The organism is Paenalicyclobacillus ferrooxydans, from assembly GCF_001399675.1.
Lineage (GTDB): Bacteria > Bacillota > Bacilli > Alicyclobacillales > Alicyclobacillaceae > Alicyclobacillus_B > Alicyclobacillus_B ferrooxydans.
Genome location: NZ_LJCO01000045.1, coordinates 96,693 through 117,469, shown reverse-complemented (window position 1 = coordinate 117,469; position 20,777 = coordinate 96,693). Strand labels below are relative to the sequence as shown.

Genomic DNA, 20,777 nt, shown 5'->3' with positions numbered 1-20,777 from the left:
GTGGTCAAGGTTCGATAGATCATTGAAACTGCACGTTCCGGTATGCTTTGTAAGAGATGAATGGCAAGGAGTAGGGGAGATAAGAAAGAAGATATCCGTATGCTACGAATCCCTGATGTGCAGAGGAGATGCCTGATGAGAACTCCATGTCACACTGATACTTCGAAGAAGCTCTCTGTCGGGAGACTCTCACAAGAGACAACTGATATACAAGCCTAGCAGACAAGTTATCAAATCTGCGGTACTGTGAATTGTGGCGCAAACAAGCACTCGTGAAGCAAAGTGCAGGATCTTTGCACCAACTTGGAGAATATTCCATCTGAATGAAGAGTTAAGCGCAAGAGTGGAGGATCATCATGGCAAACGTACAAGCAGACATTGAGTACACCAAAGACTTATTTGAAGCCGCCAATCGGATGCGAGGAAGTATCGCACCCGCAGAATACAAACATATCGTTCTGCCTTTGATCTTTTTGCGTTACCTCTCGCTTCGATATGAGAAGCGGCGCAAAGAGTTGGAGTCGATGGTTCGTGATCCAAAGAGCGACTGGTACACGCAAGATTCAGCAATGCAGGAGATCATCATGTCAGATGAGGACCAGTATCGTTCTGAGCAGGTGTACGTTATACCGGATGAGGCAAGTTGGAGCTACATCGTGGAGCATGCGAGGCAGCCGAACATCAAAGAGATTCTCGACAATGCAATGAAGCGGATCGAGGAAGAAAACAAGGACTTGGAGGGCGTGCTCCCACGCATCTATCAGGCATCAAATCTCCCAGCAGAAAATCTTGGAGAACTCATACATATCTTTTCTCGTGATGTGTTCAACCTAGAATACTCCTCCAGCGTTGACGTACTGGGACGGGTTTACGAATACTTCATTGGCAACTTTGCAAGTTCCGAGGGAAATCGAGGTGGGGAGTTCTTTACACCATCCAGTATTGTCAAACTACTCGTGGCCATGTTGGAGCCAATGTCAGGGGTGGTATTCGATCCCGCATGCGGTTCGGGCGGAATGTTTATTCAGAGCGAGCAGTACACCCCACAAAAACAGGCTCTGTCATTCTACGGCCAAGAGAACATAGAGACGACAATCCGGCTCGGCAAGATGAACGTCCTGCTACATGGAATCAATGCTGAGATTCGGATGGGAGATTCCCTGCTTAACGACCAGTTTGAAGGCTTCCAAGCTGACTACGTGCTCTCCAATCCGCCGTTCAATCAGAAGCTCTGGGGTGCGGACAAAATCCAGCGCAACGATCCACGCTTGATTGGACCAGTAACGGATAGTAATGCCAATTATATGTGGATGCAGCACTTTCTGTCTCACCTGAAGGATGGAGGAACCGCTGGCTTTGTGATGGCGAATGGTGCGATGACGACTAACACCACTGGAGAAAAGGAAGTGCGGCAGCGTTTAGTCGAGGATGGGTACGTTGATTGCATCGTCCAAATGCCAGACCGACTCTTCTTTACAACTGGAATTCCTTGTGCGCTGATTTTCTTTAGTAAGAATCGGAATGGGGAGAAGGGTTTTCGTCCGAGAAAGAATGAGTTCTTATTCATCGATGCTCGTCAAAAGGGAACCATGGTCAGTCGGAAACAGAAGGTGCTGACCCAGGAAGAAATTGATGAAATAGCTCGGGTCTATCATGCCTACCGTAGTTCGGGTGACAAATATGAGGATGTACTGGGCTTCTGTAAGGTAGCCATCTTTGAAGATGTCAAAGCCAACGACTTCAAGCTGACACCGGGCATCTATGTAGGTACAGAGTTAAAGGAAGCGGACGACGAGCCATTCGAAGTGAAAATGGCGGAATTAACTCAGAGACTGAAGGAACAGTATGCTCAGGCAAACAAATTGCAAGAGCAACTCCTTCGAAATTTGGAGAACCTACGCTGATGGCTAAATGGAACGTAGCGACTGTAGAAGAGTTAGTAGAGAGCGGCATAATTGAACGACCATTAGATGGAAATCACGGAGAAATACATCCAAAAAGCAGTGACTTTGTTGAGTTCGGAGTACCATTTTTAATGGCGTCTGACATCAAGCACGACAGGGTGGACTTAGACAGTTGCGCACGTATAAGTGAACAACAGGCTATGGCTTTAAGAAAAGGTTTTGCAAAAAACGGAGACGTATTGCTCACTCATAAAGGAACGCTTGGACGAACTGCTTTACTTCAGGGGTTGGATACTCCATATGCCGTGCTAACCCCGCAGGTGACGTACTACAGAGTGAAGGATACGAACCAACTGAATCCGAGTTACCTCATGTATTACTTCCAGTCATCAAAATTCCAGGCAGTATTGAGTGCTTGGGCTGGAAGTGGTTCGACTCGGGCTTATTTAAGTATCACTGACCAACAAAAGCTTCCCGTCGTGCTTCCCCCAATACAAATACAAGAACAGATATCGTCTGTTTTGGCAGTTATTGACGACAAAATCGATCTCAACCGCCGTATGAATGAAACGCTCGAACACATGGCAATGACGGCGTACAAACACTGGTTTATCGATACAGAATCGCCCGAACGAGTCCCTCTGGCTGAGTTAATTGAAATCAACCCAAAGATCTCGATGAAAAAGGGATACGAGATTCCCTTTGTCGATATGAAGGCCGTGTCGACAAATTCACTCAGTGTGCAGGACGCTGATGTGGTGATGAAACAGTTTACATCAGGCTCAAAATTCCAAAATGGTGATACTCTGTTTGCGAGGATTACGCCCTGTCTTGAAAACGGTAAGACAGCCTACGTGGATTTTTTGGAGGAAGATGGGATTGCCTTTGGCTCGACGGAGTTTTTGGTGTTGCGTGCCAAATCTAGCGCTTGCCCAGCATTCGTTTACTGCACGGCAAGGTTCCCGAACTTCAAGGACTATGCGATAAAAAGCATGGTTGGCACCTCAGGCAGACAACGAGCCCAAGTCGGCGCCCTTCTGCAATTTGAAATCCCGGCACCTGACCACGAGGCAATGATACGGTTTGCGGAGATTACCAAGGAGTGGTTTCAGCAGATTCGCAGTAATACAATTGAGAATCGTTATCTATATGACATTCGAGGCAATCTCTTACCTCGTCTGTTATCTGGTGAAATTTATCTGAATACCGATGAGGCAATAATTTAAGGGGATGGTAGCTCATGGCTAAGCTGTATGAGTCTGATTTTGAGGAAACGACAATTGAACGTCTCAAGATCCTTGGCTATGAGCACTTGCCTGCCCATGAAATATACACTCGAACGGACCTGTCTGAGGTTGTTCTTTTGGATCGATTACATAAGTTCCTGTCACAGAGATATCCCGGTCTCCCCACATCCGATGTAGCCTCTCAGCTGACTACTGTGGACGGACTGACGCTTTACCAGCGGAATCAGCGTTTTCACGAGGTGCTTGTCAAAGGAATCGATTTCGCCCATGAAGTGAATGGAAGCACTGAATATACCCACGTGACGCCGGTAGATTGGGAACATCCTGAGTCGAATGATTTTGTGATTGTGAATCAGCTTCCTATTCAAGGACGAATGGCCCGCCGCCCAGATATGATTGTGTATGTGAACGGAATACCACTCGTGATTTTCGAACTGAAGAGCCCGTACAAGGAAGCGGCCACGGTTGAGGATGCCTACACTCAAATCACGAACTACATGACGGACATCTCACAGTTGTTCAATTACACAGCCTTCTGTGTGGTTTCGGACGGGGGCCAAACTTATCATGGGATGCCTGGCGCATCTTTGGAATACTTCGCAGCTTGGAAATCAATTGATGGTCGCACGGTAGACAACAACATCGCCAATTCGATGCGAACGATGATTGAGGGCCTGTTTCCAAAAGATCGGCTTCTGGCCTACATCCACGATTTTATCGTGTTCATGGACGATGGCCGGAAAACTATCAAAATCGGTGCCAAGTACCATCAATTCTTCGGCGTCCGATTTGCTGTCCAAGAGGCAATTCGAGCAACACGTCCTGATGGCGACCGGAAAATCGGAGTCATCTGGCATACGCAGGGCAGCGGAAAATCCATATCCATGTTGTTCTTTTCCGGGATACTTTCTCGCCACCCCGAACTGGGGAATCCCACCATCGTGGTGCAAGTAGATCGAGCTGATTTGGACGAGCAGCTTTATAAGACGTTTGTTGCTGGGAAATCGCTTGTCGGCCATGTTCACCAGGCTAGTTCAGCGGAAGAACTGCGACAGTTTCTAAAGAATGAATCGGGACAAATTGTGTTTTCCACCATCGAGAAGTTCCGATTGAAGGAATCGGAGTCCAGGCATCCAGTCCTGTCTGAACGAAGAAACGTCATCGTGATCGCAGACGAAGCGCACCGCACGCAGTACCAAGATGATGGTTTTGCCGGACATTTGAAAACAGCCTTGCCGAATGCGTCGTTTATCGGTTTCACAGGTACTCCGATTTCCTTTGCGGACCGGGACACCGAGGGGGTCTTCGGAAACATCATTCACACGTACGACATGCTCCAATCCGTTGAGGATCACGCAACGGTCCCGATTTACTATGAACCCAGGCTCATTCCCCTTGACCTCCAAAATACCAACATTGACGAAGACTATCAAGCAATCATACAGAGTGCGGAATCCGGGAGCGAGATCGACCGCAATCGTGCGAAGTGGGCCGCCCTTGAGAGGGTTGTCGGGACGCAGCGGCGTCTCGAAACACTGGCCAAAGATATCATAGAGCACTTTTCCGAGAAGGCGTCACCGCAGGACAAGGCCATGATTGTCTGTATGAGTCGAGAGATTTGCGTTGCACTGTACGATGAGCTGCGCAAAGTATCGGGATGCCCACAAGTTGAGGTCATCATGATAGGTGATGTGTCGAAGGATCCGAAAGCGTGGAGAGAGGTCCAATCCGGGAGCCAATACGCACACATCAAAACCAACGAGGAAAAGGAAGAGGTCAAAGCAAATCTCAAGGATCCCGATCACCCACTCAAGTTTGTTATTGTCCGGGATATGTGGCTGACGGGATTTGATGCCCCTCCGGTATCAATTTTGTATGTGGATAAACCGATGAAGGGTCATAACTTGATGCAAGCCATTGCTCGGGTCAACCGTGTGTTTCCAAACAAGGCGGGTGGCATCGTAGTCGACTTCATTGGAATTGCAGATGCGTTGAAAGAAGCAACCAAGCGATACACTGGAGGCGGCGGACGAGGGAAGCCGGCTTTTGAAATTGATCGGGCGGTGGAATTGTTCACGACAGCTCTGACAGAAGTGAGAGCATTCTTCCCCACGGGTATGGATGTTACAGATTGGCGAGGGCTTCCGAAGGTAGAGCGGGATGACTGGATTGCCAACCGGGTGAATGAACTGTTTGGCGAGAAGCAGGAAGACTTCCTCAAGGCACAACTACGTTTGGAAAAGGCCCATCAGTTGGTTCGACATTTGGACCAGGTAATTCCCTTCGCTAATGAGGTTCTACTGTACGAGATTCTAAAAGTCCAGATTCGAAAGTTATCCGGCGGCAATGAAGGCCCGAGGCCTGGAACAGGCAAGAAGCCTCTGGAGGAACAACTGAAGAGCCTTGTTGATGAAAGCCTGGCTGCTCGGGAAGCCATTGATCTATTCAAAGTGGCAGGCCTAGAACGACCAGACTTGAGCATCTTGGATGACGCCTTTCTTGCGGGACTGGAGAAGAAGAAACATGTCGATCTGCGGCTCAAACTCCTACAAAAACTACTGGAAGACAAGATAGCAGTCGTGTTCCGGCAAAACCATGCGATGTCCCAGACTCTCAAGGAGCTGCTGGAGAAAACGATTCGAGACTACCACACTCGTGTCATCCAAGCTGCAGACGTGCTGCAGGCGATGATAGAGCTGAAGAAACGGTTGGAAGAGGAAACAAAGCTACGAGAGAACTTAGGACTGTCGGAGGAGGAAGTGGCATTTTACAATGTGATTTCACAAATGAGGTCTGATGCCTTCTCGAATGAGTTCATCGCCGATCTGATACACAAGGTCGTAAGGGCCATGAAGACGAAATTCCAGCCGGATTGGACATCGCCACATCGGCAGAACGTGATGTCTTCGGTTACTTTGTCTGTGAAAAAAGTGCTGTTGGACGCCAGGGTCAGCGCAGAGCAACTTAGCTTCTTGACGAAAGCAATCGTCGAACAAGCCAAGGAGCAGTACAAGAACTGGCCGCTGGATGCGTGAGATGTATATTCATACTACGCTCTCGAAACCAAGGTTTACATGGTTTGCACGTCTGGGTAGCACGTCCAAGAAGAGAGTGATCCGCAGTGTATAAGACCTTCGAGGAAGCTTTTCCGACCCTAATAGATCGAATCCGAACGTACCCCCAGTATAAACTTTGTCTGGAGGTAAACCGCACGCCAGACTCAGGTGTTTTCGAGTTGGTGCATTTCTTTGCTAGATCAATAACGGAAGACAAATTAGGCAAACCGAAGACGTACGACTATGGCAGCGTGTTGTTCATTCATGTGGCGGTGGACGCTGAGAGACTTCAAACACTGCTCAGCCTGATCAATCGTGGAGCCGACATTTCCTTGGTCGAGTTTCCAGAGCTCCAGCCAATAGACACTCAACAAACGAAGGTACAGTGCAGGCAGATTGATTATAACCACATAAACAGTGGACAGGTGTACTCATATCGGAAGTTGCCATTCCCCTATCATTTGTACCAAGTTCCAATGAAGAACCAAGATGGCAATGAGCTTCACATGCCACTTGGAGCAAAAAACTTGTCGTATTTTCGAACGAAAATACAGGCGCAGATATATTATCTCCGAGGGTACAATGCCCCGGACTCCACGCAACGGATTGATTCCAGTATCGAAGTAGTCATAGAAGACACACGTGGACGGTTTGTTGGAATTAACGTAGACGTAGATGATAAGCGGATTGCGGTAGAGCTAGATGGCAATGCCCTCGATACGTGTGATATCAAACTTAATGGGACAAGCCCTGATTGGGTTGAAAGCGTGCCTGCTTTAGTGGCCAAAAGCGCCGGAATAGAGTACAAGGAACTGCCACGTGACTTGAGTGTCATTTTAATGCAGGATACAGAGATTGTTGACGAACGTTTTATTTCTAATCAATCATCACCGTTCAACCTCACAGATGGCGTGGTGTTTGTTGAACGAGATAAAGACACTGCCTCAAGTGAGGGAAATGTGCTCAATCATACGGAGTTGGTTGCTGGCGTATCAGAAGGAGAATTGGACGAACTGCACCCTACTGTTCAACATAGGGCTGGGGATCTGTTTAGTCATGGGCACTTTCGTCAAGCTGTCTTAGACACATTTATCGAACTGATTCAACGAGTTAAAACAGATTCCAGAGTGAAAGCTCTCGATGGCAGTAAACTGATGCAAACTGTTTTCTCAGCTCAAAATCCAACGATCAGAGTTTCAGACGATCCGAGTGAACAGACTGGATTCATGTTTCTATATAGTGGCTCGGTGATGGCTGTCAGAAATCCAATGGCTCATAGGCTTGACGAAATGAACAGACAAGAAGCAAAGGAGTGGCTGGGACTTGCATCGGCACTATTCAGAGTTCTGGATAGGGTCACATAACCTTCAACAAAGTCGTAACACCCAAGACTGCAGGCTCAGGTATCGGGTCTGAACTTACTCCAAACGAGTTTGATATCGGTTCACACGACCTTTCAGAAGCGTTTGTTCAGAAGCCTCAAGCGGGCATATGTGGGCATATTTGGTAATCTTCAAAGTTGGCTTTTAGCTGCTCGGCGCATGCAACACAAAAAACTGGACCAACATACTATCCCCGAGTATATCCACTGCATCCATTGATTGGTCCTATAGGAAATGGGGCAGATATTTTGCAAGTTTCCAAGCTGCAAATCCAAAATTTCCGAGGCATTCTGAACGGGACTGTATTGTTTGATGACCACAACGTGATCATTGGAACCAACAACAGTGGAAAATCAACGATCTTGGATGCCTTATCGATGGTGCTCGGCCGGGATAGAATGGTTCGTCAATTGACGGAACATGACTTTTTCGGTAGTAGTCCCGCCCCGGCGGATCGAATACGCATTATTGCTACCGTTACAGGGTTTGACAGGAATGACCCCAACTACCACTCTGAATGGTTTCGTATGGGACGGGCTGTACCAAAATGGTTTAATTCCGATACAGGTGAAGTATTGGCTGAGGCAGATGACAACCTGTTATTATGTGCCCAACTTGGCTTTGCAGCACGATTTGATCATGACAGCTTGTCGGTAGAATTTATCCGATATTTCCATGATGATGACGAAATGACAGACCCGTTTGACGAAGATGCGGTTACTCGAGTTTCGGCTCGCTTGCTCTCGGATTTTGGTTTGTTCATTGTTCCAGTTTCGAGAACGTGGGATAGGGTCATTTCCTTCGGATCAGAATTGTTTCGAAGACTCGTCGCTTCATCAGGTGGAATTCCGGCTAACGCTATAATGGCCGAACGTGATATTCTTCGCAATCCGTCCACTCCCCTTGATGCGGAAGGGACCTTTTCAGAAGTTTTTTCGCACATACGTGCCGAATTTGCAAGGCTTTTGCCAAGGTCGCCAGATTTGAAATTGAGGTTGACCGGAACTGATAGCGAATCGTTGCTGAGTGCCATAGTACCGCACTATGAGACACATTCCGGGGCCGTTCTACCCGCTGCACGTCAAGGGACCGGACTTTTGTCTCTACAGATTTTTATGTTGTTACTTGAATTCGGAAGAATGCGTGCTAATTCAGGTCAGAATTTCACACTCGCTATTGAACAGCCGGAGCTTCATCTCTCCCCTGGTGTTCAACGGCGCCTAGTCTATAGAGCACAGGCCGTCACACAGCAAAGTATAATCACAAGTCATTCGCCTCATGTAGCGGCGTCGTACCAGCCAACCAAAATTCGATTTGTAGAGAACGTAGATGGACAATTACACGCTCGGCCCTTGCTCGAGAAACCCCTTGACCAGACAGCCAAAAACAGTATTCGTAAGTTACTTCGTGATAATCGTGAAGACTTCGTTGCAGCACTCATGAATGAATTCGTGCTCATTCCCGAAGGTCGAACTGATTTTGAATGGTTCAAACTCCTGGCGTTCTTCGCAGAGATTCAGGAGGGGTGGGCCATGGGTTCTGAACAAGACGGGGATTTCGGTTGCCTTGTCGGCGTAGTTCCTACGCATGATGCTGCTGTGTCTGACACATATCAAGTTATCTCGAATGTTCGCTCGGACGTGGTGGTTCTTGTCGATGGAGATGAGGCTGGAGATACATATGTAGATGAATTGGTTGGACTACAGAACCCACCTAAATTGGTCTTACAATGGGCGTATAAATGGACAATTGAGGACGTTATCGGTGACATCATTGCAACAAGTTCTGAGGCTACAACGTCGGCTGCAAACTTTCTCGATTGCGACGCAGAGCTAGACTCAATACTGCAGCGGCTGAAGACCAAGAGGCCAGGGATCAAAGGAGACTATGAGCGGTGCGAGAGTCTCGCTAGTTTAGTCTTATCGTATGTCGAATGTATCGACAGGACCAATTACTTGTTCTCGAACCTGATACGGGTGATTCGCAATCCCCAAGACGATACTGGACAATTTATATCTGACGGAAGATCAACCGATGACTGCGTTGTGAAGGTTTGGCAACTATGAGTGTACGGTTCTTTGAAGGTCCCGCTGGCAGTGGCAAGACTTATTCGATGGTGGAAGAACTGAGACGTGCATTACAGCAACAGCCTCTGTCTGCCCACGAACGGATTTTGGGACTGTCAGTAATGCATGGAGCTAGACTCCGGCTGCTGGACAGGTTGACCAGGATCCCTGAGGCGAAATCCAGAGTCGATTGCCTTACGTTTGACAGTTTTGCGTGGCAGATCGTTAAGCGATGGCGCAGCTTGGCTACGATGGCTTTGGAGGGTGGCTCGTTGCCGGGTGAGCTGGATTACGAGTCGACGTGTAGCCTGGCGGCTATCCTGCTTTCTCATGACAACGTACTACATTGGGCAACCCAGACGTATCCCATCATTGTTGTTGATGAGTCGCAAGATTGCAGAGGCGGCAGACTTGTCATCTTGCAGGCACTAGCACGCAGATCTCTCGTTTTTGCTGCGGCCGACCACTTTCAAGACCTTTTCGAGCTGGAGCATAATCAGGCGGTCGAATGGCTACGGACTGCGGGAGCGACGACGGAGCTAGACACCATTCATCGTACGCACGAAATCGCACTACTTTCGGCGGCTCAAAGCCTTCGGTCTCGGCTAGGACTCAAGAACGGAACGACTTTTCGAGTTGCGTCCACATTCAGACCTAACGATGCAGCATCCGTGGCTGCCAGAACGCTGGCTTGGAACAAATGGACAAGTGTTGCGATTTTAACACCCACGGGGCTATCTAGTTCTCGATATGTGCAGGGAGTATTGATGCGTCTCACTGAAAAGCCTATTGTCCCTAAAAGAGTTGGAAAGCCATTAGGACCTTTTCGAATAGAGTGGGAAGCTGGGGCACGTGATATAGAGGCAACATTGAGAAAGTGCATCGGACTTCCAGACGATCTAAATGCCACGGTTCACATTCAAGATTTCCGTGATGATGATGGGACCATTGGGTATCGGGAGCTTCTTGGTTGGATCCGGTACCAACATCGTCTGAATGGATGCGAACAGTTTACGGTCCGTGAAATCAACCGGCAGATCATCAATGTCTGCACAAGGATTCGTGCGTATCGTTCGCCAAGACAGTCGAGTATCCGTGCCATGACAATTCATCAGGCTAAAAATCAGGAATTTGACGGTGTGATTGTTCTGTGGCCCTATGAAGTTGGTCCGAACGAAGAGATGAATCGGAGATTGCTGTACAACGCCGTTACAAGAGCTAGAAGGTGGTGCCAAGTGCTTGTTCAAGATCCAGACCGTACTCGAGTTCAGAAACCACCATTTACGCAGAGCTAATTGAGGGCGATGTGTCTCATGCGTATTGTGCATTCTCATTGTGCAGAAACTGCAGGTTTAAGTTACCCAGTGATTGTTACATACTCATTCATTTGGCCATAAATCCTAGCAAAGACCGTCAGGAGTGATGTTTGTGGACAGAGAAACCTATTGGAAGAACTTCAGCTTGGGAACAGAATTAGAGGTTGCGGGCAGCTTTATCTATAACGGATTATGGACATTTCATGAAATGAATAACTTCTCAAATGAGGCTCAAGTTTTTGAGTTTTTCTACAATATCGCCGTGGGCGTTGAACGAATAGCAAAAGTGACAATAATCCTGTTAGAGCACAACGATATCACGGACCAGCAAGAGTTCGAGGAGGAGTTACGTACTCATAATCACGCACATCTTATCGAAAGAATCGCCGACCATAAACCGCTACATCTCTCAAGAGAACATCATGCGTTCATTGAAATGTTGAGAGTTTTCTATGATTCAATCCGGTATGGGAGGTACAGCTTAGAATCCATTCGTTCGCACGCCCTCGAATTGGACATGTTGGTCTCGTTCATCTCGAATTATTTGGAAGGAGAAGTTGACACGGCGTCTCCATTTGTCAGCAGAAACAATACTCGGATTAAACGTTATGTTGGAAGAATTATCGGCAAGGTTTGCAATCAACTTTACGAAATAATTGATGAAACTGCTACTCGTCTGAATATGTATACCTATGAAATTTCTTATTTCACCAAGGCATATAAGATTTTCACACGTCATGAATACGATTTTATTGATGAAGACCTGGCGTGGACCGAACTGCTGATTTATCTCTTAAATACAGATGAGCGCTCAGCTTTCCTGAATGTTCTAAAGGGCGTTGAACCGCTGGAATTAGATGCAGAACTCATTCAGGACTACATTATATCTCGTCACTCTCCGACGGTTCGATGCGATATATTGGATGCGGTTGACTCACAATATGAAGAATTTGAAGATAAAGAGGAAATGAAAAATCGCCTTAGCCTAATGCAAGCTCTTAACAGCCCCGGTGTAATGTTCATGGATGACGATGAGGAGCAGGATGAAGAGGTGTGATCGAATTCTGTTTTGAGTTTTCGGAGCTCTGTGTATGGGGGGTATTATCATCATGTAAAGCACTGATACAGAGTCATTGGGCACACGGGTGGCGTGAATATATAATTCTTGATCCTGCACCTTTTTGACCTGTACTTGCATTTCACCAATAAAGTTCTCTAGTTGTACGTCGAAACGGGGGTTGTCTGATTGAGAAATTGTCCCCATTTTAACGTCAAACGTCCAACGTCATTTTGAGGATTTCAGACCATGGCGCCTCCCTTTCCATTCTCAACTTCCTTCTCTAGTTTCATTTAGCTAATGTATGTGTTCAGTATTATTACATTTGATATTCTAAGGTAAAATATTGGTAGTCATATACATTCGTAGGAGTGGGGATGGATGCAGAGTCTCGAGGAACTTATTCAACAGGTTGAGGACCAGCCATACTTTAAGTTTCCACACGAAATCGCCGGGCAATTTGAGGAAATCATAAATGTTATAAAAGAACAAGGTGATCCAGAAACCCTTAAAAGAATCGGATTGGAATACAGCTTGTTTTCTTTACAGATTAAAAACCCACTAATTCAGCCGGAGGGTGAAAGGTCAGAGAGATTTACATTCTCATGTCAACTAACCACCGGCGAATTTTGGCCGGATCCAAATAGATTTGATGACGAAGCTTTGAATTACTTCCTAACAAGAATGCGCAAGACCAAGAGTGTATTTCTTCGTGCCCGGTACTCCGACTTCCTATTTGAATATGGTGCGGAGCTTCCAGGAGCGAATCGATACATTTATGCAAAGGAGCTTGTGCCATCATTCGTTACTATGGCACAGACTCATACCGAATCCGAACATGACCATGATTTCCAAGGCCTAATAGATTTACATCGTGCAATCGAAGTTAGTTTGTTAATGCGCAACGAAGAGCTTTTGAAACAAGGGCTCACTGTCGTTTCGGGTTTGCTTAACAAGTATGTGAAAAATCAGGAGTACCCGTGGCTCCGTTATATATCTAAGATTCTTCGAATGATTGAGAGGGGCCCGTTTGCTTCTAAGTATCCGACTGAACTCAGAGAGCAATGTATTGCAGCCTTGGCGACTGCAGCCGAACATTTTTCACATGATTCTTTCCCGGATATCGCTCCTCAATTTTATTCCGAACTCATTGAATGGGGGCGTTTGAAATTCTTTACGGATGACGAGATCCGAGATTTTCAAAGAAGAATTGGGGAGGTTTACGAAAGGCATGCTGAACGACAAGGTTCATTTATCAGTAAAGCGCATTTCTATGAGGCTGCCATGGAGCATTACAAGCAACAGGGATTCGCAGAAAGAATTGACCTAATGAAAGTCAAAATCCGAGAAGCCTACGAAGCTCTGGAAACGAGTGATGAGATGAAAGCGTTCAAAGTGGAGACCCAAATTCCGGGTGAACAGCTTCGTGAAATACAGGATGAGTTTGTCATTGATGACCTTGAAATTGCATTGGAGAAGATCATCGTAAATTCTCAACTTTTTTATCCTAAGGTTGATGTCGTAACTGAAGTAGCACAGGTGAATCAAGAGGCAACTCCGTTATTATCCTTTATTCACCACAGTGCAATTGACGACGGACGAAAGGTTAATCAAACGAATACTTCGGATGATGTGAGCCGTCATGCCTTTGTACAACAGTATATTTTGGATTTGTCATTACGGACGAGTGCGCTTTTGGTACCTGTGTTTCAACGTCTCATTACGGAAAAAAAACTTGGCCCCGAGGATATCATAAGAAAGATTGAGTCGTGGCCACTGCTTCATCGTAAGAACGCACCACTTGTTCAAAATGGGGTTGAAAAGTATTTCAATGGCGATTACGTTGGATGCATGCATATATTGGCACCGCAGTTCGAATCGACACTCAGAAGAGCGTTTCAGCTCAAAGGCTACCCAACGACTTCGTTAAAAAAGGGAGCAGTGCAACATGAAGAAACCTTCAACGCCTTTTTAGAACGTGCAGACATTCAACAAGCTCTTGGTTCAGATTTCTACGAGCTCATAAATTTGCTCATGGTCGACCAATTGGGTTTCAACCTTAGAAATAACGTGGGTCATGGGCTTATCTTGATTGAAGATTGTAACCTGAGTCACTGCACTCAAATCATCTTCTTGTTCTTGGCGTTAAGGTCTTTAGATATACCGGATCCAGTGTTGAATACTGACCCACCGGTCGAGTGATTTTAATTGGATATCCGGATCCTGTGGTGGGCACCGACCATGGCCACGAAAACGCCTCACTTGAGGCATTTTCTATTGGAAAAATTGGGGCTTATGTGCAATAAGACAGCGTGGAATCCGCCGGATGAATGCGTTTTGCTTGCATATTTAAGACTACCTGTCCTAACCTCCAAACCGAGAAAACAGGAGGTGAGGCAAATATTCAGAAACAGTGTCATCCCGTACTCAAACCATCATCGTAAATCTGAGGATTTCGGACCGAGGCGCCTCGCCTCCATCAACGACTTGCAATTGCATAGCAAGATGTGATATGGGCCAGGAACTCTCCGGGCCCATTTTGCTTGTTATTTACCCCACACATACTCCCCAACTAAATTTTCGTACAGCAGAAGCAGGAAAGTACGCTCTTGACTACATCGAAAAATATCGATACATTTATTGTATCGAAAAAAAACGATGTACTTGGTGGTGATGATTGTGCCGGAGTTTTTCTCGAGGTTTGCAGCGGCAGCTTGGTATTTGTTTAAGGATCTTTGGTATTGGGCAATTATCGGAACCTTGTTGGCTACGTTTGTAACCCGCTTTGTGCCTCTACAGAGAATGCAGTCCAAGTCTCAAGGCGGCACCATCAAATCGGTGGGGGTTGCAACCGTAGCTGGGGCTGCTCTACCTCTATGTGCATGTGGTGTCATTCCGTTCTTGGTTTCGTTTCTACGCATTGGTGCCCCGTTGGCAGTGACTATGGCCTTCACGGCCGCATCTCCACTTATGGACCCCGCCGATTTTGCGGTGACGACTGGTATGTTGGGCCTGAGATGGGCCGTCACAAAGACGTTTGCTGCACTGGCGATGGGAACGCTCGTTGGACTTACGGTTCTCTACCAGAACCGTCGAGGAGTATGGCTGAACCAGGTGAAAGTGCGTGTGGATGATGGAGTAGCGAGTGAGACAGCAGCCACAACTGAGGAACTCACACTGGGTGATAGGTCTGTGAAGTTTCTGAAGGACCTTTGGTTCAGTGGAAAGTTTCTTCTATTGGCGATTTTCCTGGGAGCATTATTGAATACGCTAATTCTTGCTTCTGTGGTTACCAGGGTGCTAGGTGGCCATCACTGGTACGGGATACCTCTTGGCAGTCTGGTGGGTATGACGACCTATGGAATCAGCGATGCACCCATTATCAAAGTCCTGCTGGGACTCGGAATGTCAAAGGGAGCTGGAATGTCGTTTCTCGTTGCTGGTCATGCAACGAGCATTGGGCTGTTGACTACGCTCCATACACTCGTTCGGTGCCCGCTGTTCATCTTCTATCTGATGTCAACGTTGTTCGTCAGCTTGGTTTTCGGAATTCTGTTTCAGGTCCTGTGAATCCGAATGCTTTTTGAAAGGAGGTGATACTCATGAAGTCCTTGTTGCGTCGATTCTCAAAGGCAGGGGGATGCTGTGGGACGGGTTCTCTCGTTCCGTTGGAAGGGAAACCTGCTGACAGCGAGAAGGGAAAGGCTGAATCACCGAACCCATGCTGCGATAACCCTGATACGTGTTGCTAAGCTTTGGTAGGAGGGCCACACATCGTGGCCCTCCCCAAGATCCTCAGGTATATTATAGGAAGGTGGTGAATGGTTATGGATATGGTCAAAGTGTTCAAAGCCCTCGGGCACGAGTTTCGGTTTGAGGTTGTTATGGCTTTGCTTGAGGGTCGCATTCACTCGTGCTGTGGTGAAGTGCGGTCATATGAACAAGGATGCTGCGTAACCGATCTCACCGACAAGTTTGATATGTCACAATCCACCATCTCGCACCACTTGGGTATTCTCCTCGATGCAGGGATTGTAAACATGGAGAAACGAGGTCTGTGGAGCGTGTACCTCATCTCTCCAGAAACCATCCAAGAACTCCATAAGCAGATAGGAGACTGGTTATCTCCGACTTGCCAATTACCAAACTGTTCTTCATAGAAGATACAAAATTATCCATTGCCATAACTTCCACGTACTTATATTCAGTGGATGCCAATTTCAAAGTATGATTGGCCACAGCATCTTTCCCGCTACCAGGAACAACAATATTCCATAGAACCACTTGACCCATTTCGGTTTGGCACGATTCGCCATAAAAGCGGATCCGAGTAGGGATGCGACCACGACAGAAGTCACGGTGGCCACCATCAGCCATGGATTGATAGCCATGTGAGATACGTGTCCTAAAAACCCCGAGAAGCTGGAGAATGTCACGATGTATGCAGTGGTAGCTGCCGCCTGTTTGGTTCGGTAGCCAATCCACATCAGCAGCGGGCTGATAATAAAACCGCCGCCAATCCCAATCATGCCACCGATAAGGCCGGCCAGTCCAGCCACTACGGCCCCAATGACAGCACGCCGGACAAAGGGCAGCATTTCATCTGGCTCAGGACGGTTTACCGCCCAAAGTGTGCGAACTGCCGCAATCAACACCATGACAGAGAAGAGAATGAGGAGTAGGCGATTTGGAACATAGGGAGCGACCATGCCGCCAATCGGTGCCAAGATGAGGGCACTGATAGCCATTGGCAGCCCGCCCTTCCAGTCCACCAAGTGCTTTCTGCCAAATGGGATGAGCGCAATCAGTGTGTTCAATCCATTCAATAGCAGCCCTAGAGGGATGACGACATCTTTGAGGCCAAACCCCAACCAGTGAAAGATGGGGACGTACAGCATGCCCCCACCTAACCCTAGCATCGCAAATACTGCTGAGACGAGTAGAATCAGCAGAGCTGTTACCCAAAGCATCGCAGATCACAGCTCCTTGCGATGAACCCTTGTTGAAAAACAAGTCTTGCACAGGAATTCACCGTTTAGCGCTACGGCGTAGTTCGACACAACCATCTCTTTGCAATCCACGCACTGTACAGCGTCAAACGATTCAGATGCCTTTTGCACTGGATAGTTCTCAAATGTAGTAACGTCAAACATGTCATGCCAGTCGTGGGATATCACGTCCTGGATAAGTGGGTCTACATCTTTCGGGTCTATTTCATAAGGCGGAATGCCTTTCTTTCGCTGCTCAAAAAATGGCATGTCAAGGCACATCATCATGCGGTCATATTTGACCGCCACACGAACTGCACGTCGAGTCCTGGGGTCCACTAAGGTCACAGCAAATTTGCCCAGAGGATTCTTGACGATGTTCCCCTTGCCAAATGTGCAGCCCGTGGCAAACTGTATGCCATCTGCAAAACATCCAGAGAAATGGTGCTCCCCAAGCTCAACGATAGCCTTCAGCTCACCCCCACTTCGTGCTCGGTTCACTCCTAAAATATCCATGGCCAGGTGGGCTGCTCGCAAGCCTTGGGGTACGGCGGGGCATTTGTGACCGTGAAAATACTGCGCAGCTTTAAGCTCCTCTTCAGAAACGTGCGTCTCGTGTTGCAATTGAACGGCCATCTTCAACCATCCCTTCACTTGAATTCTCGTCATACGGAGCTTCTGTTCACCAGCGAACGATTCGAAGGCAACTGAGCTACGTGTCCGACTGCAGGCATTCAACAAGAGACTCTCTACGGTCTGGATGAAGCGAGTAAACGGTGAACTTCCCTTCTTTTCTGGGTACGATGACTCCGCCATTTTCAAGCATCTGTAGATGATGTGTCATTGTTGATGTAGGTACATTCAGCAGCTCGACCAACTGGCACAAACAAAGCTCGGAGATGGCCAAAAGAGCCACAATCCGAAGTCGGGTGTTGTCGCCCAAGGCCTTGTAATACAACGATTTACTTGTGAGTGACTGCACGTCAGTGACGATTTCAAAGGCCTGAGAGGATTTTTGGAGGACCGTGGAAAGGCCATCGGGAGCCATCATTGTCCAGGTGGTGGAGTCCCGCACCACTGCCACGACTCATCACCTCCCTCATTGGGTTTCAACCTCTTTGCGACATAACGATAAAACTAATTTTATGGAAATGTAATCGCACAGATTGACTAGTCCGTCTTGCAGCGTGGGGGTTACCGGGCGCCATCACGGTCCGGGTATAGTCCTCTTCCAGGACAACACTTTACATGAGCAACTAGCTGCTGAGACATCGTAAGTCAGAGTCAGGTTCTCACTTGACGAACAGTTCATTGCATGGCATTGTATAAGTAAATCGTTATATTCTACTGAATGGATGTGGGAAGAATGCAAGACAAAGTGCGTGCGTTGATTGGAATGGGCGTAGCTTTCGGAGTCGGTGCGATTTCAAGCTTTGAAGAACAGGTTAAAACCGCCAAAGAGCATGGTGCCACTGAGGAGGAACTTGAGGAGGTACTGTCAATCGCACGTGCCACGAAGCTTTCCGGTTCCATCGAGATGGATACCTTTGCACAAGCGAGCATCAAGAGGAATCCGAAAACCGAGTTAAAAGTCCTATCCATTTCTAACTCCGCCTGCGGATGCGGACCTGAAGGCTGTTGCTAAAGGAGGAAGCCATTCATGAATATCGAGTTTTTTGATCCCGAGATGTGCTGCTCAACCGGAGTTTGTGGTCCATCACCGGATCCAGAGCTTATCCGTGTCAATGAGATGATTGATCAGTTGAAGGCACAGGGTCATACAACGGTGCGTTACATGATGAGCCGTAACCCGATGGCGTTTTCATCCAACAAGCAAGTGTACCAAGAACTCATTGGCAAAGGTGCCGGTGCTTTGCCGATTGTGGTTGTTGATGGAGAAGTCGTGGCCAAAGGGCACTACCCAAGGTTGGATGATTTCATGGTGGAAGAGAGATGACATCATGACAAAGTTTCTGTTCTTCTCCGGCAAGGGCGGAGTCGGGAAAACTTCTTTGTCATCGGCAACGGCGGTAATGCTTGCAAACCGGGGACTGAAAACACTTCTTGTGACAACAGACCCTGCTTCTAACCTTGGGGACGTGTTTCATCAGAGTGTAGGACTGCTTGCGACTCCTGTAGCGGGTGTAGATAACCTCTTTATTCAAGAGATCGATTCGGTTGAGTCGCTTCGATTGTACAAGGAGCGGGCGCTTGCACCGCTCCGGGAGTTGTTTCCGGACGACGTTGTACGTTCGATTGAGGAGAAAATGAGTGGTCCCTGTACAGAGGAAATTGCGACATTCGACCAGTTTATCGACTGCATGCATCGGCCGGAGTACGACTACGTGATATTCGATACCGCTCCGACGGGTCATACGCTTCGCCTGCTTGAGTTACCTGGGAGTTGGAGTGCGCACATTGAGATGAGCGCCGAGGGAACAGGGCAGACCTGCATTGGGGGCGTTGAGGCGCTGACAGCTTCCAAGGAGCAATATGACCAAGCGGTACAGGCACTGCGAGACGGAGAATGCACTCAGTTTGTGTTTGTCACTCGACCGGACCGCATCGCTATTGAAGAAATGATGCGCTCGTCACAAGAGTTACAACGGCTCGGCATGAACAAGCAGATGACCATTGTCAACGGAGTGATTCCAGAAGAGGACAGGGCCCATCCATACGCAGCGAGAAGATGGACCGTTCAATCCAAATACATCGCCCAAATCCAGTCTATGTTTACTGGACGCATTGTCGAGATGCCTCTCTATCCAGATGACGTTATCGGTCTCGGGAAAATCGAGGAAGTCGGGAGGGATTTGGATCATGTCCTTGCAGTCTAATACCTTACCTGAGTCGATGATCCTCCCTACAGAGGGTAAAAACAAACGTATTTTTCTGGCCGGTAAGGGTGGCGTTGGGAAGACGACCATGGCGTGTGCGACGGCACTCTATACTGCAGATTGCGGGTACAAAACATTGTTAGTGACCACGGACCCGGCTGCTCACCTTGCGAACGTACTGGAACAAGAAGTGTCATCGAGTCCAAAACAGGTATTAAATGCCAACCTCTGGGCGGTACGGATTGACCCCAAAGTGGCATTTGAACGTTACAAAGAGCGCATCTTAATGGCTGCAAAGGACAGTTTCGGGGCGCAGGGAAGTCTCGCTGTCATACGGGAAGAACTAGACTCACCCTGTACAGAAGAAATCGCCGTGTTTCAGGAATTCCTGAATGACTTACTAAGTGATGACTATGAGGTCCTGGTATTCGATACAGCGCCGACTGGGCATACGTTGAGATTGCTGCAGCTTGCATGGGATTACGAAACGGAGCTGAGTCACAAGTCGTCATTCACAGCCGAGACCTCGGCGCTGGATAATGCTGAGCTTTTAAGGATGCGGGAAGCGATTCGTGTCCTTCAAAGTAAGAACGAGACGGCGATGGTGTTTGTGACGCTGGCCGAATCTACACCCATTGCGGAAATGGAGAGGGCAATTGAGGACCTGAAGAGAGCAGATATTGAAACACAGGCAATTATCGTGAATCAAATTCTACCTAAAGAGGCTGCTGGAAGTCGATTGTTCGGAGCACGGCGGGAACGACAGCAGGAATATCTCGTGGAACTTGAAAGACGACACAGCCTGCGAATTGTAACGGAATGTGAGTTATTTGATGACGATGTTACAGGTAGCGAGCCACTGCGCCAGATTGCTGCACAGATGTTTGCAAAGCATACAGTTAGGGGGGTGTAAGTCATCGTGTT

The 20,777-nt window shown here is 47.7% G+C and carries 17 protein-coding genes; 14 read left to right on the top strand and 3 right to left on the bottom strand.

Translation table 11 applies throughout. From position 1 onward, the window contains the following. Nucleotides 1–356: 356 nt before the first annotated feature. The 10 genes from AN477_RS10675 to AN477_RS10625 all read left to right on the top strand — a co-directional run bounded on the left by AN477_RS10675 (nucleotide 357) and on the right by AN477_RS10625 (nucleotide 16,188). Nucleotides 357–1,904, top strand: a complete 1,548-nt coding sequence (locus AN477_RS10675) for a type I restriction-modification system subunit M (RefSeq protein WP_054969143.1) — start codon at nucleotides 357–359, stop codon at nucleotides 1,902–1,904. Beyond that, entirely contained in the window at nucleotides 1,904–3,130 is a 1,227-nt protein-coding gene (locus AN477_RS10670; RefSeq protein WP_054969142.1) for a restriction endonuclease subunit S, read from the top strand. The genes AN477_RS10675 and AN477_RS10670 overlap by 1 nt, the downstream gene beginning before the upstream one ends. Nucleotides 3,131–3,144: 14 nt before the next feature. After that, on the top strand, nucleotides 3,145–6,186 hold the full coding sequence (locus tag AN477_RS10665; protein ID WP_054969141.1) for a type I restriction endonuclease subunit R: 3,042 nt from the start codon (nucleotides 3,145–3,147) through the stop codon (nucleotides 6,184–6,186). A 203-nt stretch (nucleotides 6,187–6,389) separates the two neighbouring features. Then, complete coding sequence (locus tag AN477_RS10660) at nucleotides 6,390–7,571, top strand: TIGR02391 family protein (protein WP_245631788.1); 1,182 nt, start codon at nucleotides 6,390–6,392, stop codon at nucleotides 7,569–7,571. A gap of 266 nt (nucleotides 7,572–7,837) precedes the next feature. Further along, entirely contained in the window at nucleotides 7,838–9,655 is a 1,818-nt protein-coding gene (locus AN477_RS10655; RefSeq protein ID WP_054969139.1) for an ATP-dependent nuclease, read from the top strand. Beyond that, nucleotides 9,652–10,950 (top strand): ATP-dependent helicase, encoded by a 1,299-nt coding sequence (locus AN477_RS10650; RefSeq protein WP_054969138.1) that lies wholly within the window; start codon nucleotides 9,652–9,654, stop codon nucleotides 10,948–10,950. Before AN477_RS10655 ends, AN477_RS10650 begins: the two co-directional genes overlap by 4 nt. Nucleotides 10,951–11,083: 133 nt before the next feature. After that, nucleotides 11,084–12,028 carry a hypothetical protein gene (locus tag AN477_RS10645; RefSeq protein WP_054969137.1) on the top strand — a complete coding sequence of 315 codons (945 nt, stop codon included), beginning with the start codon at nucleotides 11,084–11,086 and terminating at the stop codon, nucleotides 12,026–12,028. A 381-nt stretch (nucleotides 12,029–12,409) separates the two neighbouring features. Continuing rightward, nucleotides 12,410–14,230 (top strand): DUF4209 domain-containing protein, encoded by a 1,821-nt coding sequence (locus AN477_RS10640; RefSeq protein WP_054969136.1) that lies wholly within the window; start codon nucleotides 12,410–12,412, stop codon nucleotides 14,228–14,230. Nucleotides 14,231–14,707: 477 nt separating this feature from the next. After that, a complete protein-coding gene (locus tag AN477_RS10630; RefSeq protein ID WP_054969134.1) occupies nucleotides 14,708–15,598 on the top strand; it encodes a permease in 891 nt (296 codons plus the stop codon). Nucleotides 15,599–15,855: 257 nt separating this feature from the next. Beyond that, the gene (locus tag AN477_RS10625) at nucleotides 15,856–16,188 is read left to right on the top strand and encodes an ArsR/SmtB family transcription factor (protein ID WP_054969133.1); all 333 of its coding nucleotides are present in this window, start codon (nucleotides 15,856–15,858) and stop codon (nucleotides 16,186–16,188) included. Nucleotides 16,189–16,248: 60 nt separating this feature from the next. Here the strand turns inward: AN477_RS10625 and AN477_RS10620 are convergent, their stop codons facing one another. From AN477_RS10620 to AN477_RS10610, 3 genes are all read right to left on the bottom strand, one after another. Continuing rightward, nucleotides 16,249–16,998 carry a sulfite exporter TauE/SafE family protein gene (locus AN477_RS10620; protein WP_054969132.1) on the bottom strand — a complete coding sequence of 250 codons (750 nt, stop codon included), beginning with the start codon at nucleotides 16,996–16,998 and terminating at the stop codon, nucleotides 16,249–16,251. A 6-nt stretch (nucleotides 16,999–17,004) separates the two neighbouring features. After that, nucleotides 17,005–17,652 (bottom strand): FmdE family protein, encoded by a 648-nt coding sequence (locus AN477_RS10615; RefSeq protein ID WP_054969174.1) that lies wholly within the window; start codon nucleotides 17,650–17,652, stop codon nucleotides 17,005–17,007. Nucleotides 17,653–17,728: 76 nt separating this feature from the next. After that, nucleotides 17,729–18,100: an ArsR/SmtB family transcription factor gene (locus AN477_RS10610; protein ID WP_054969131.1), complete on the bottom strand. Its 372-nt coding sequence runs from the start codon at nucleotides 18,098–18,100 to the stop codon at nucleotides 17,729–17,731. A 282-nt stretch (nucleotides 18,101–18,382) separates the two neighbouring features. On the opposite strand from AN477_RS10610, the gene AN477_RS10605 reads away from it, so the two are divergent. Genes AN477_RS10605 through AN477_RS10590 form a run of 4 tightly spaced genes read left to right on the top strand, consistent with a single transcriptional unit; the run spans nucleotide 18,383 to nucleotide 20,766 of the window. Further along, the gene (locus tag AN477_RS10605; protein WP_054969130.1) at nucleotides 18,383–18,661 is read left to right on the top strand and encodes a carboxymuconolactone decarboxylase family protein; all 279 of its coding nucleotides are present in this window, start codon (nucleotides 18,383–18,385) and stop codon (nucleotides 18,659–18,661) included. Nucleotides 18,662–18,676: 15 nt separating this feature from the next. Further along, nucleotides 18,677–18,973 (top strand): arsenite efflux transporter metallochaperone ArsD, encoded by a 297-nt coding sequence (gene arsD / locus AN477_RS10600; protein ID WP_054969129.1) that lies wholly within the window; start codon nucleotides 18,677–18,679, stop codon nucleotides 18,971–18,973. A 4-nt stretch (nucleotides 18,974–18,977) separates the two neighbouring features. Next, nucleotides 18,978–19,853 (top strand): ArsA family ATPase, encoded by an 876-nt coding sequence (locus AN477_RS10595; RefSeq protein WP_054969128.1) that lies wholly within the window; start codon nucleotides 18,978–18,980, stop codon nucleotides 19,851–19,853. Continuing rightward, entirely contained in the window at nucleotides 19,837–20,766 is a 930-nt protein-coding gene (locus AN477_RS10590; RefSeq protein ID WP_054969127.1) for an ArsA family ATPase, read from the top strand. Before AN477_RS10595 ends, AN477_RS10590 begins: the two co-directional genes overlap by 17 nt. Nucleotides 20,767–20,777: the final 11 nt, after the last annotated feature.

Excerpts from the sequence above, each read along its gene's own strand:
- AN477_RS10615 (WP_054969174.1), bottom strand. The coding sequence starts at position 17,652 with ATGGCCGTTCAATTGCAACACGAGACGCACGTTTCTGAAGAGGAGCTT.
- arsD (WP_054969129.1), top strand. The coding sequence starts at position 18,677 with ATGAATATCGAGTTTTTTGATCCCGAGATGTGCTGCTCAACCGGAGTT.
- AN477_RS10605 (WP_054969130.1), top strand. The coding sequence starts at position 18,383 with ATGCAAGACAAAGTGCGTGCGTTGATTGGAATGGGCGTAGCTTTCGGA.
- AN477_RS10625 (WP_054969133.1), top strand. The coding sequence starts at position 15,856 with ATGGATATGGTCAAAGTGTTCAAAGCCCTCGGGCACGAGTTTCGGTTT.
- AN477_RS10620 (WP_054969132.1), bottom strand. The coding sequence starts at position 16,998 with ATGCTTTGGGTAACAGCTCTGCTGATTCTACTCGTCTCAGCAGTATTT.
- AN477_RS10675 (WP_054969143.1), top strand. The coding sequence starts at position 357 with ATGGCAAACGTACAAGCAGACATTGAGTACACCAAAGACTTATTTGAA.
- AN477_RS10590 (WP_054969127.1), top strand. The coding sequence starts at position 19,837 with ATGTCCTTGCAGTCTAATACCTTACCTGAGTCGATGATCCTCCCTACA.
- AN477_RS10640 (WP_054969136.1), top strand. The coding sequence starts at position 12,410 with ATGCAGAGTCTCGAGGAACTTATTCAACAGGTTGAGGACCAGCCATAC.
- AN477_RS10650 (WP_054969138.1), top strand. The coding sequence starts at position 9,652 with ATGAGTGTACGGTTCTTTGAAGGTCCCGCTGGCAGTGGCAAGACTTAT.
- AN477_RS10595 (WP_054969128.1), top strand. The coding sequence starts at position 18,978 with ATGACAAAGTTTCTGTTCTTCTCCGGCAAGGGCGGAGTCGGGAAAACT.
- AN477_RS10670 (WP_054969142.1), top strand. The coding sequence starts at position 1,904 with ATGGCTAAATGGAACGTAGCGACTGTAGAAGAGTTAGTAGAGAGCGGC.
- AN477_RS10665 (WP_054969141.1), top strand. The coding sequence starts at position 3,145 with ATGGCTAAGCTGTATGAGTCTGATTTTGAGGAAACGACAATTGAACGT.